This window comes from Rhodococcus sp. NPDC058521, assembly GCF_042719695.1.
Taxonomy (GTDB): domain Bacteria; phylum Actinomycetota; class Actinomycetes; order Mycobacteriales; family Mycobacteriaceae; genus Rhodococcus_F.
The window spans coordinates 43,049-55,100 of the sequence record NZ_JBHXNL010000015.1; the positions used below are offsets into that span (position 1 = coordinate 43,049).

The window sequence follows — 12,052 nt, forward strand, 5'->3', positions numbered from 1 at the left end:
ACGCCTACTGGAAGGCGATCGCGCCGTTTCATCGTCTTCGGGGGAATGGTCCGCATCGTGACAGGAGCCGCCGAATGACCGTCGCGATCGCCTGTTCACCCGTGACCTGCGGGTGCACGACAACCCGGTGCTCACTGCTGCCCGGCCCCAACCGGGTGCTCAACCCCATCCGGCAGGCCGAGCGCTACGACGCCGACGGCGCGTATATGCGTCGCTGGGTACCCGAACTCGGTGGAATTGCCGGTTTCGACGCGCACACGCCGTGGAAGCTGCTCCCGGACGAATCCGCGGGGTATCCGGCGTCGATCGTGGATCATCGTGCAGGCGCGCAGCCTTTCACACCGCGCGGTCCAAGGATTCGTGAGTGAGGAGACGGTTGCGTGCGAGCCGCCCGCGGACGACCGTTGTGGCATGAGGATCTGGATGCTCGTCGATCAGGAACCAGGCTACGAGCGCCTCCACGTCGGCGATCCGATCGAGGCGACGACGGAATGGTGTCCGGCCGACACCCTTCCGCCGGAACTCGTGAGCGAGAACGTGCCCGTCCACATCGAAAGGGTGCGCGTCGAACAATCCGGCAAGGACGAGTACGTCGCGCACGCGGACCCGAACGTGTCGGCACTCCTGCACGGTGAATCTGCTGGTGAGGGTGACGCCGAGTTGACCGGCTGCCTCATGTACGACCGCTACCTACATCTGTTCAGTACGACGGTTCCGCTCTCACGGGGTGTCATCGTTCGGCGGGGTGTGGTCACCCGGGAAGCCAATCGCCTGCCGACCAGCTATCCGGGCTGGTACTCGGTGAATCCGTCGGGGCCGTCCACGTTCGTGGAGTTCGGAGATCCGATTCCGCGAGAACGAACGATCACGTGGGACTGCGTAGAGATCGATACCGAAGGTGCACCATCCCGTTCGTGAATCGTTGTTCGCCGTCGAGTTCGAGGTCGAGGCGTACATGTTCGGGATAGATGCGGGTGCCACCGCCCACGATGATGGGAACGACAACGATCTCCACTCGGTCCACGAGTCCGGCGCGAAAGGCGTGAGCCGCGAGGGTCGGCCCCTCGATGTACAGGTCACCGTCCGACTCGTCCTTGATCTGCTGGACGGCCAAGGGATCGAATGTCCGCTCGAGCTGGGTGTTGCGTGTGGACACCGCCTCCAACGTGGTGGAGTACACGACTTTTCGGGCCTGCTTCCATATCTCCGCGAACGCCGCAGACTCCGGTGATTGCGCAGTAGCAGCAGGATCCGTCTCCCAGACCGCCATCATTTCGTACATTCTCCGCCCGTACAGGTGGGTGGTGACGCCCTCGCTTCGCGCGTTGAGGAAAGCGATGACCTCCTCGCCCGGGTACGCCCAGTCGAAGTTTCCCCGCTCGTCGGCGATATATCCGTCGAGCGAACCGATCACGGAAAAGACCATGTTGGACATGCCTCGAACGTAGTCGTGTTCGGCCACAGCTCGAGTCGATAATTCACCACAAATATCGGTAGTGGACTGAACCGTCCTGGATGTGATGGAGACCTGGTTCAGGCCACCTCGCAGTCGGAGGTGGCGTTCGAGCACTGCTGACGGTGCTCGTTCTCGTAATCGACGGGCGGAAGGTATCCGATCGCCGAGTGCAACCGGCTGGTGTTGTACCAATGCACCCAGGACGCGGTTTCCCGCTCGATCTCGCTGCGTCCGGTCCACGATTTCTGCCGGTCGATCAACTCGGTCTTGTGCAACCCGATCGTCGATTCCATCAACGCATTGTCGAGCGCATCACCGACGGTGCCGATCGATCCGGCGAGCCCCGATTCGATCAACGCCTCCGTGAATGCCAGCGACGTGTATTGCGACCCGGCATCGGAGTGATGAACCAAACCTGTTGCTGTGAAAGAGAAATCACTTCTGCGACGTGTGAACAGTGCTTGCTCGAGGACACCGGACACCAGCGAGGTAGCCTTCGTCGTCATCACCCGCCACTCCAGAATCCGGCGGGAGAACACATCGACGACGAAGGTGTAGACGAACCCGGACAGCGTCCAGCAATAGGTGAAGTCGGCGACCCACCACTGATCCGGACCGGCCGGCGCACCCCAACGGCGGCCGATCAGATCCGGGTGTCGAGGCGCCCGATCATCACGCTGCGTGGTCACCGTTCGGCGTCGTCCGCGCACCACTCCGACAACGCCGCAGATCGCCATCAACCTACCTACCTGGTCCCGGCCGACGTCGTGGCCAGCGCGTTGCATCGCATGCCACATTTTGCGGACACCATAGAGACCCCTGTTGGCCCAATACAGCCGGTGCACAGCGTTCGCGGCATGGGCCTGGGCCACCGCGGCCGGCGAGATCGGGCGGTGCTTGCGTGCGTAGTAGGTGGACGGGGCGATCGTGATGCCGTGTTCGGTGAGTACGGCACAGATCGGGTCGACCCCGAAAGATGACGATGCGCGTCGATGTAGTCGACGATCACCGCAGTCGGCGGTCGACCTCCGCCGCCGCGAAAAACGCTGACGCCGTTCTCAGAATCTCATTGGCCCGCCGCAACTCGGACACCTCACGGCGAAGGGCTCGCAGCTCTGCATCCTGATCGGCCACCGTCTTCGAACCCTGCCCCGCCGCGACCGGGGCGTCCCTTTCGATCCAGTTCCGCAGCGTCGCCTGATGCACGCCCAGCAACTCGCCGACATGCTCACGGGCGCGGAGCTTGGACTCCCCGTGCTCGGCACGTCGGTCGTGGTACATCCTCACTGCCCGCTCACGGGTCTCCTGATCGAACTTTCGTGGTGCAGCCATTCCGTCATTCTCCTGGTGAGATCACGGTCTCCACCAGACCCAGGACGGTTCAGACCGCAGAGTTCACTACCAACACGGCACCGAAGATGTGACCGTATTCGACTCGGGCAAGGGCACACTCGTGATTCCGGTGGCATTCGCGGTGGCCGCGGGAATCGAGGTAGTGGTCCTCCATGTGCTGATTCCGTGGATGTGGCTGCAAGGTGGGGTGCTCGTACTGTCGGTATTGTCACTCCTGATGTTGTTGGGGCACTTTGCAATCGATCGCTCCCATCCGCACTACGCGACGAGTGGTCGACTGATTCTTCGGCGATCCGGTGAAGTCGTCGCCGAGGTCGACCTGGACGACATAGACGTTGTCGCTCACCGACGAAGATTCACCGAGACGGCGGCGACGATCGCCGATGGACGACTGTTCCTGCCGAATGCGGACGGAACCATGGTCGACGTCGCATTGAAGAGCCCAGTCCCCGCACGCATACCCGGACTTCTGCCCGGAAATCGACGAAGTACGGACGTCTTCGCGATCAGCCTCTACGTCGACGATCCCGACAGATTGATCACACGTGTGCGGCCTCGAAGTCGGCGCGAGCTGTGATCTCGGGGATAACCCTGATGACAAATCACTCCCCGACGGTTGATGATCATGTGGTCGACTGTGAGCGAGACGGCGGTCGTTCGGTGCCTGTCAGTGCAATCCGAGGGGAATTCTCGTGTCTGTCTATCTCTATCGTTTCGGCAAGTTCGCGTTTCGGCGCAAATGGGTCGTGTTGCCCATATGGCTTTTGATGGTGATCGTGCTGGGTGCACTCGCAACGGCGGTGTCGAAACCCATGGAAGACAACTTCACCATGCCCAATCTGCCGTCCGAGAGGGCGACGGAAATCATGGACGAACACTTCCCCGGCATGTCCGCCGCATTCGATTTCGATGCTGTGACCGGCACTTACGTGATCGGGGCACCGGATGGAACGAAGCTCACGGACCCGGAGAATCGCGCCGCCGTCGACTCACTCGTCGCGGAGTTGGAAAGCCTGGGGATCGTCGACAAGGAACAACCGCTTCAGAACCCCGTAACCGCGGCGGAAGAGATGGGTTGCCTCGACGGTGATCGAGCGAGCCCAGATTTCGCTTCCACCTGCACCGCAGCGCCTCTCAACGTTCTCAACGAGAACAGTCCTGACAGTGTCGCCTTCCTGGAGGTGCCGTTCTCCATCGCATCCTTCGAGGACATCACTCCCGAAGATCGTGAAGCTGCCTACGACGCCGGAAACGTTGCACGCGACGCGGGCCTCGAGGTGGAGGTGAGCGGGTCGATCGCCATGGAGGAAGGCGCACCCGGCGGCACCGCAGAACTGATGGGTATGGGTGTCGCCCTGATCGTGATGATCATTGCGTTCGGTGCTCTCATCGCAGCATTCGTCCCGATCATCACCGCAATCGTGGGATTGGCCGCGGCGACCATGCTCATCATGGCCGGCACCTCGGTGCTCACCATTCCGACGTTCACGACGTTCCTGGCGTCGATGATCGGTATCGCCTTGTCGATCGACTACGCGCTGTTCATCGTCTCCCGGTACAAACACGAGCTGACGGTCTCGGAGAGTCCCGAGGAAGCGGCCGGTCGTGCCGTGGGAACGGCGGGTTCGGCCGTGGTCTTCGCCGGTCTGACCGTGGTGATCGCGCTGAGCGGCCTCAGCATCGTCGGGGTCGAGTTCCTGACCTTCATGGGACTGGGCGGCGCCATCGCGGCCGCGTTCGCGGTGCTCGTGGCGTTGACCCTGATGCCCGCACTGCTCGGCGCGTTCGGGCGGTTCCTGTTCAAACCGAAGATTCCGTTCGTCGCCAAGCACGACCCCGAGGACGACACCTCGGTCACGAATGGCCAGCGCGTCGCTCGATTCATCAGCAAGGCGCCCGCGTTGACCCTGATCTTCGGAGTCGTCGTGCTCGGTGCGCTCGCCGCACCCGCTCTCAACCTCAGCCTCGGTTTGCCGGGCGAGGAGAGTGCACCGGCGGACTCGACTGTGCGCCAGGCCTACGAGCTGCGGACCGAGGGGTTCGGTGAAGGCAGCAACGGCGTGCTCCAGGTAGCGGTCGACCTCAGCGATGTCCCGGAGCAGAACCGGGACGCCGCTCTCGATCGGCTGCGCGGCGAGATGGAGTCCTACGGGGACATGGACTACGTCGTCGGCCCGACACTGAGCGAGGACGGTGCCGGAGCGCTGTTCCAGGCGATCCCGCTGTCGGGTCCGAACAACCAGGACACCAAGGACCTGGTGAAGGACGTGCGCGATGCCGAGGCTGGGCTTTCCGAAGAGTTCGGAATGCAGTACGGCGTCACCGGAACCACGGCCATCTACGCCGACGTGGACGACAAGCTGCTCGGCTCGGTCGTCCCGTACATGAGCATCGTGGCGGGCGCAGCGTTCCTCTTGCTGATCCTGGTGTTCAGGTCGATTCTGGTGCCGCTCACGGCTGCCCTCGGGTTCCTTCTGTCGATGGCAGCGACGTTCGGTGCCACCGTGCTGATATTCCAGGAAGGCGCCCTCGGGTTGATCTCCGATCCGGGACCGATCGTCAGCTTCCTACCGATCATGTTGATCGGCTTGGTGTTCGGACTGGCGATGGACTACCAGGTGTTCCTCGTGACCCGAATGCGTGAGGAATACGTGCACGGGTCGAGTCCGAAGGACGCGATGGTCAACGGCTACCACCACGGCGCACGCGTCGTGACGGCCGCGGCGATCATCATGATCTCGGTGTTCAGCGCCTTCTTGCTGGAAGAGGACGTCGTCGCCAAGTCGATGGGCTTTGCACTGGCAGCCGGCGTTCTGCTGGACGCCTTCATCGTGCGGATGGTCATCATCCCGTCACTGCTCGCGCTCATGGGTGAATCCGCATGGTGGATCCCGAAGTGGCTCGACCGGATCCTTCCGAACATCGACATCGAGGGTGCCAAGCTCGGATCGCGGACGGCCCCGACCGACCCCGAGGACGAGCTGGTGGCTACGAGGTCGGGCGGCTGAGCAACGCGGACGAATGGTCGGCCGCCGAGGTGGACTCGGATGGCGTTGGGATCGGGTGATTGGCGTACAGGACGCCGCACGGGTCGTAGCGTGCCGTGATCTCGCCGAGGCGGTCGGCATCGGCCGGTGTGAAGGCGGATCGCACCTGATCCGGCTCGACCGGGCCGAAAGTGAAGTTCAGCGAGAGACCGAGACGGCGCGGCGCGAACGGGGCGAGCAACTCGTCCTGGACCTGAGACACTCCGCTGGGATCGCTGTTGTGGAGCAGGGACAACACGCCCACGGAGTACTGGGCAGACCGATGGCCAACGGCGCTCGGAACATTTGGGGTGCGCGCCAGAGCGCCCCCCAGGTGTCGCACCCCGACGATGCACCCGCCGGCTCGATGGGAAAGTTCGGACAGGGAGCGCGGATCGAGGCCGTCGACGAGCACGCTCTTTCCCCGGTACGCCGCCGGACGGTCCGGTTCGTCGAAGACCGCCCCGGACTCGATATAGGGGATGGTGCGCAACGTGTTTCGCAGCGGCGATCCGGCGTGGAGCAGCGGCTCGACGAGACGTCGTCCCTCTTCCTCCGGTCCGGCGAAGCTGACCTGAAGTTGGACCACCTGACGCCCTCGTACGTCCGCTGGGATCATGGGTAGGTCCGGGAAGGGGATCACCGCCACCGCCGAGGTCATCGCCTCCGGTACCGACCTGGTCCACGCGGTCCAGGCGGTGAGTACCTCGGGGGACTTCGCGAGGTCGAACATCAGGCTGCCGCCGTAGAGCTCTGCGACGGGCATGAGACCGATCTCCATGCCGGTCACGACGGCGACGTTGCCGCCACCTCCGCGTAGTGCCCAGAACAGGTCAGGTTCGTCTTCTGGGCTCACCTGCCGGATCTTGCCGTCGGCGGTCACCGCTTCGAATCGCGTCACATGGTCGGCTGAGTAGCCGTAGCGTCGAGCGAGGAGCCCGACGCCCCCACCCAGGGTGTAGGAGAGTGCGCCGACCGTGGGGAGGCTGCCCGACAGCGGCGCCAGCCCGTGTGGTGCCGCCTGCTCGATGACATGCTGCCACGTTGCCCCGGCCGGGACCCACGCCCTACGTGTCCCGGAGTCGACCCTCACCTCGCACATGCAACCCGTATCGATCAGCAGGCCCCTGTGGAGAGCGCGCGTGCGCCCATGCCCGGTGGCTTGGACCGCCACCTGCATCCCGTGATCCGCGGCGAACGCTACGGCCCGAGAGACATCCTCGGCACTTTCCGCTTCGAGCACGACCGCTGGATGATGCGGGGCGAGAAGCTGAGCACCCGCCCTGTCTTCCGGGTCTTGGGTACCCGTGTAAACAGTTCCGTTCACGTACTGGTCGATGGACTGTCTGTCGGTCTCGGTGATCTCCATGAAGGCGACGCTAGGCGTCCTTCCGGACGTTGCACGTCCGCAATGAGTGGCAGTCTGAACTACATGGACGAACCTCGACGGCGCGATCTGCCCGAGCGAATGCTGCGGCTGCTCGGCCTGCTGCAGTCGCGCCGGATCTGGTCGGGCGCCGAACTGGCCCAGCGGCTGCGAGTGACCGAGCGAACGGTGCGCCGCGACATCGAACGGCTGCGCGCCCTCGATTACGCGGTAACCGGAACCACCGGAACGGCGGGCGGATACCGGCTTGCAGCCGGGAGCAATATCCCGCCCCTGACCCTCGAGGACGAAGAGGTCGTCGCGGTGGCTGCTGGGCTGGCCATGGCCGGCCGGGGTGGAATCAGTGGGATCGAGGACGCTTCGCTCACGGCCATGGTCAAGCTCGAGCAGATCTTCCCGCCACGCCTGCGCCCGCAATTGGCTGCGATCTCCCGCGCCACCAGCGCCGCACCCGGCGATGACGCGGCACACGTCGACCCGGCCACGCTAGCCATTCTGGCCGCCTGCTGCCGCGAGCACGAGATCGTTCGCTTCGATTACCGCGGTCGTGGCGGACGCGTCAGCCCGCGACGGGTCGAGCCGCACAGTCTCGTCACCCACCGTGGATTCTGGTACCTCGTGGCAGACGACCACGATCGCGGGGACTGGCGCACCTTCCGTATCGACCGCATCGACACGCCCCGCCGCACCCATCGACCCGCCGATCGACGGGAGCTGCCGGCAACCGATGCCGTCAGTTTCGTCATGCGCTCACTGGCAGCGGCCAACTACCGCTACACGGCGCGACTGACCGTGGACCTATCGGAAGCAGCAGTCAGGGACGGCATCTACGGGCCGATCCCAGGCGAGATCGATGCCCTCGGCCCCGGCCGGTGCCAGGTCCGCCTCACGGCCGAGTCTCCGGATCTGGTCACTCAGTACATCGTGCTCGTCGCCGCCCTCGGAGCCGAGTTCATCCTCGATGCACCCCCGGATATCACGGGCCGTCTGCGCCGGCTCGGAACGCGACTGGGTCGAATCCCGTCTCATGATCGATGACCCGACCGACCCCGAGGACGAGCTGGTGGCTACGAGGTCGGGCGGCTGAGCAACGCGGACGAATGGTCGGCCGCCGAGGTGGACTGCGCCCCGGTGGCCGACCATCGCCCCTTCTTGCGCTCGATGTCGATGGGGTACTCGAAGGCCCGCGTGATGATGTCGGAAGTGAGAGTTTTCTCCGCATTGCCCTGGGCCACCTCGGCACCGTTCGCGATCACGAGTGCGTGGGTGGTGGTGCTGGGAAGCTCTTCCAGGTGGTGGGTGACCAGCACGGACGACAATTCGGGGCGGAGCACTCGCAGTTCGGCGAGTACGCCGAGCAAGATCTCGCGGGCTGCCACGTCGAGTCCGGTGGTCGGCTCGTCGAGCAGAAGCAGATCGGGCCGTGTGATCAGTGCCCGGGCGATCAGAGCCCGTCCACGTTCACCTTGGGACAGCACGGCCCACTGGCTCGACGACCGTTCAGCCAACCCGAGGGCGTCGATCAGTTCGTCCGTGCGTGCTTCCTCGTCGGCCGACGGTGCCCACCGCTTGGGAATGTCGGAGGCGGCATGCAGACCCGTCAACACGGTCTCCCGGATGGTGAGGGCAGGCTCGATGCGCGATCGTGGATCTACGTGGCCGATGTGCGTGCGTAGTGAGCGCATGTCGACCCTGCCTAGGCGGTGTCCGAGCACGTGCACCGTCCCGGAGGTGGGATGAAGCCGCGCACCACACAATGCGAGCAGCGTGGATTTCCCCGCCCCGTTCGGACCGAAAAGAGCCCACTGTTCGCCGGCACGAACGTCGACACTGATCGACTCGATCAGGGCGCGGCCCTGCCGCACGACGGTCACGTCGTTCACTGCCAGCACGACGTCGTCGCTGGGGTTCGTCTCGGGTCCGTGGGTCTGTATGCCTGGGCTCATGATGAGTTCTGCTTACCACCTCGGGTGACGTGCGAAGTCTTCGCCCCGGGCGAATCCGGTTCGCCTGTATCGGATTCGGCGCTACCCCGTGCCCACCCGCCGATCCGCGGTTATGGTGGCGCAATGGTGGGAGTACGCGAGAACGGTGGGGTGAAATCCGGGTGAGTGAAGACGAGGTCTATCGAACGGGCGGCAAAGGCGCGAGTCTGCATCGGCTGAGCTCAGCGGGGTTACCGGTGCCGCTGTGGACGGCGGTGGCGGTCGACGCGTTCGCTGCATTCGTCGTGGCACACGACCTCGAAGGCATGATCGGAGAACTCGCCGACACCGAGGATCTCGAGCACGCTCTCGCACTGGCAGCGGACCTGCGCGCCGGTATCGCCGAGGCGGAGTTTCCGAGTTCGGTCCGTGCCTCGGTACTGGGTGCCTACGAGTCGGTCGGCGGCGGTTCCGTTGCGGTGCGTTCGTCGGGCGTTGCCGAGGACGGTTCGGAATTCTCGCACGCGGGCCAGTTCGACTCGTTTCTCAACGTCCTCGGCGAGGAAGACGTTCTCGACTGCGTGCGTCGCTGCTGGGTGTCTGCCTACTCCGATCGTTCGGTGCGCTACCTGCTGAGCAGCGGGACGACCGTGTCCGCCTCCGGCATCGCCGTGGTGATCCAGCAGTTCGTCCCCGCACGCGCGAGCGGTGTCATGTTCACTGCGAACCCGATCACCGGTGCCCGCGACGAGATCGTGATCAGTTCGGTCCTCGGGCTCGGTGAAGGCCTCGTCTCGGGGGCCGTCGACGCCGATTCGGTGGTGGTGAACAAGGACACCGGAGTGTTCGGAGACCGGATAGTCGGAGAGAAGGAGCAGCAGTACGTCGCCGACGGCGATCACGGGCTCGCTCCGATCGTCGTACCGGACGAGTTGCGGAGCCGGCCCGCGATCACGGATCACGAGGTGGGAAGGCTCGTCGAGGTCGGCAACCGGATCGAGGAGATCTACGGCGCTCCCCAGGACATCGAATGGCTCCTGGGCGGCGACGACATCTGGATCGTGCAGTCGCGGCCGGTGACCACCCTCGGCGAACCACCCGTCTCGGCACGCCTGCCCGGTGTGCAGTTGCAGGGCGCGGACGAAGACGTTCCTGCCGGTGAACTGCGAATCTGGGACAACTCCAACATCATCGAGAGTTTCAGCGGAATCAGCTCACCGCTGACATTCACGACAGCGTCGGATGTCTACGGCCGCGTATACCTCAGCTACGCCAAGTCCTTGCGGGTGCCCAAGGCGCAGTTGAAGCAGATGCAGTCGTGGAACCCGGTGATGCTCGGGTACTTCCACGGCCGCGTCTACTACAACCTCCTGCACTGGTATCGAATGGTCGGCATCGCACCCGGCTACCCGCTCAATCGCCGTGTACTCGAAGTAGCGCTCGGAGTGGACGAACCTCTGGACGACGCAACCGCGAAAACGTTGAAACCCTTCACGTTCGACTCGTTACCCGCTCGCGTGGTTTCCCGTGCGGTGACCACCGCCACCTACATCAAGCGGTTCTTCGAGATCGACAAGAAGACCGACAGGTTCATGAGGGGCTTCTACCGCGTCTACGACAAGTACGACGCAATCGACTACGACGCCCTGACCGGGGACGAGGTATACAAGCGTTACCGCCGTATGGAGCGCGATCTCGTGGACCGCTGGGGCCCGATGATGGTTCTCGACGCCATCCTCCTCACGTCCTCGGGTCTGCTCTACCTGCTCACCAAGGCCTTTCTGCCGAACGCGCCGGAGTGGTTCACGTACGCCGTGGTCAGCCCAGGTTCGGACGTGGAATCTGCGGAACCTGCACGGGCGATGAGTCTGATGGCCGAGCATGTTCGCGCAGACCCGAAACTGCTCGACTTCGTGAACACCACCGACCCGGCGACCGCCTACGAAAAGCTGAAGTCGAGTGAGTGGACGGAGTTCGCCGCCGAGGTCGACGCCTATATAGACAGTTACGGCTACCGAAGCCTCGACGAGCTGAAACTCGAGGCGCCCGATCTGCGTGAAGATCCTTCGAGTCTCTTCGTGATGCTGCGCAGCGCGCTGCCGGAGGGGCCGATGAGCAAACGCGCCGATGCCGACGACTACCTGGACGAGCATCTTGGCGGCATCCGTCGGCGGGCCTACGAGAAGCTGCGGAGCAAGACCAGCCGTTCTCTTGCCAACCGCGAACGCTTGCGTTTCTGCCGGACCAGGGCATTCGGCATGGTGAAAAGGATGCTGCGTGCACTCGGCCGCGATCTGGTTCGGCGCGACGTCCTCGACGAGTTCTCGGACGTGTTCTACCTCCGACTCGACGAACTACGCGGCTGCTACGAAGGTGCAACCGACACGGAAACATTGCGTGATCTCGTCGCGGGCCGCAAGGCACAGAAGTCCCGCGATTCGTTGCTGGTCGCGCCGCCGCGTTTCGTGACCGAGGGTGTGGACTTCAGCGTCGATGCGCTCGAGAAGCAGGGCTGGATTCCTCTCGAAGCCACCGAAGCCGCCGAGAGCGGCGCAGTCCTGGAGGGAACACCTTCGGCGTCCGGCATCGTGGAGGGCCGTGCCGTGGTAGTCGACGAACCTCGGGACGTGGCAGGGGGAATTCTCATCGCCTATCGCACCGATCCCGGCTGGGTGGCCGCGCTGCCGTCTGCATCCGCACTGGTCATCGAGCGTGGGAGTCCTCTCACTCACGTCGCGATCATTGCCCGCGAGCTCGGTGTTCCCACCGTTGTGCAAGTGAAGGACGTAACGAAATTGGTGCGAACGGGGATGAACCTGAGAGTAGACGGGGCACGGGGCGTCGTCGTCGTACTCTCCGATGGGACTGGTAGGGATGCCGAGTGACGGCAGCGTCGACAGGATCC

General features: G+C 64.2%; 9 protein-coding genes, 1 pseudogene and 1 other annotated feature. Of the genes and pseudogenes, 6 read left to right on the forward strand and 4 right to left on the reverse strand.

Going from position 1 to position 12,052, the window contains the following annotated elements; genetic code table 11:
* The first annotated feature begins 74 nt into the window (after window positions 1-74).
* Both ACFWO3_RS19205 and ACFWO3_RS19210 read left to right on the forward strand, forming a co-directional pair.
* Window positions 75-368: an FAD-binding domain-containing protein gene (locus tag ACFWO3_RS19205; RefSeq protein WP_378580713.1), complete on the forward strand. Its 294-nt coding sequence runs from the start codon at window positions 75-77 to the stop codon at window positions 366-368.
* On the forward strand, window positions 361-918 hold the full coding sequence (locus tag ACFWO3_RS19210; protein WP_378580716.1) for a hypothetical protein: 558 nt from the start codon (window positions 361-363) through the stop codon (window positions 916-918). The genes ACFWO3_RS19205 and ACFWO3_RS19210 overlap by 8 nt, the downstream gene beginning before the upstream one ends.
* Here the strand turns inward: ACFWO3_RS19210 and ACFWO3_RS19215 are convergent.
* A complete protein-coding gene (locus ACFWO3_RS19215) occupies window positions 866-1,435 on the reverse strand; it encodes a dihydrofolate reductase family protein (protein ID WP_378580719.1) in 570 nt (189 codons plus the stop codon). The genes ACFWO3_RS19210 and ACFWO3_RS19215 overlap by 53 nt on opposite strands.
* 98 nt (window positions 1,436-1,533) lie before the next feature.
* Window positions 1,534-2,788 (reverse strand): annotated as a pseudogene (locus ACFWO3_RS19220) (IS3 family transposase).
* Window positions 2,374-2,504: a sequence feature (AL1L pseudoknot), on the reverse strand. (Overlaps the previous pseudogene by 131 nt.)
* A gap of 88 nt (window positions 2,789-2,876) precedes the next feature.
* Between ACFWO3_RS19220 and ACFWO3_RS19225 the strand changes: the two are divergent.
* On the forward strand, window positions 2,877-3,386 hold the full coding sequence (locus ACFWO3_RS19225) for a hypothetical protein (protein WP_378580722.1): 510 nt from the start codon (window positions 2,877-2,879) through the stop codon (window positions 3,384-3,386).
* Window positions 3,387-3,501: 115 nt separating this feature from the next.
* Window positions 3,502-5,817, forward strand: coding sequence for an MMPL family transporter (locus ACFWO3_RS19230; RefSeq protein WP_378580724.1), 2,316 nt, complete (start codon window positions 3,502-3,504; stop codon window positions 5,815-5,817).
* Here ACFWO3_RS19230 and ACFWO3_RS19235 read toward each other — a convergent pair.
* Window positions 5,798-7,204, reverse strand: a complete 1,407-nt coding sequence (locus ACFWO3_RS19235; RefSeq protein WP_378580727.1) for an FAD-binding oxidoreductase — start codon at window positions 7,202-7,204, stop codon at window positions 5,798-5,800. The genes ACFWO3_RS19230 and ACFWO3_RS19235 overlap by 20 nt on opposite strands.
* 63 nt (window positions 7,205-7,267) lie before the next feature.
* Here ACFWO3_RS19235 and ACFWO3_RS19240 point away from each other — a divergent pair, with 63 nt between their 5' ends.
* Window positions 7,268-8,260: a helix-turn-helix transcriptional regulator gene (locus tag ACFWO3_RS19240; protein WP_378580730.1), complete on the forward strand. Its 993-nt coding sequence runs from the start codon at window positions 7,268-7,270 to the stop codon at window positions 8,258-8,260.
* A 29-nt stretch (window positions 8,261-8,289) separates the two neighbouring features.
* Here the strand turns inward: ACFWO3_RS19240 and ACFWO3_RS19245 are convergent, their stop codons facing one another.
* Window positions 8,290-9,168, reverse strand: coding sequence for an ABC transporter ATP-binding protein (locus ACFWO3_RS19245; RefSeq protein WP_378580733.1), 879 nt, complete (start codon window positions 9,166-9,168; stop codon window positions 8,290-8,292).
* A 161-nt stretch (window positions 9,169-9,329) separates the two neighbouring features.
* On the opposite strand from ACFWO3_RS19245, the gene ACFWO3_RS19250 reads away from it, so the two are divergent.
* On the forward strand, window positions 9,330-12,032 hold the full coding sequence (locus ACFWO3_RS19250) for a phosphoenolpyruvate synthase (protein WP_378580736.1): 2,703 nt from the start codon (window positions 9,330-9,332) through the stop codon (window positions 12,030-12,032).
* Window positions 12,033-12,052: the final 20 nt, after the last annotated feature.

Excerpts from the sequence above, each read along its gene's own strand:
- ACFWO3_RS19205 (WP_378580713.1), top strand. The coding sequence starts at position 75 with ATGACCGTCGCGATCGCCTGTTCACCCGTGACCTGCGGGTGCACGACA.
- ACFWO3_RS19240 (WP_378580730.1), top strand. The coding sequence starts at position 7,268 with ATGGACGAACCTCGACGGCGCGATCTGCCCGAGCGAATGCTGCGGCTG.
- ACFWO3_RS19235 (WP_378580727.1), bottom strand. The coding sequence starts at position 7,204 with ATGGAGATCACCGAGACCGACAGACAGTCCATCGACCAGTACGTGAAC.
- ACFWO3_RS19215 (WP_378580719.1), bottom strand. The coding sequence starts at position 1,435 with ATGTCCAACATGGTCTTTTCCGTGATCGGTTCGCTCGACGGATATATC.
- ACFWO3_RS19245 (WP_378580733.1), bottom strand. The coding sequence starts at position 9,168 with ATGAGCCCAGGCATACAGACCCACGGACCCGAGACGAACCCCAGCGAC.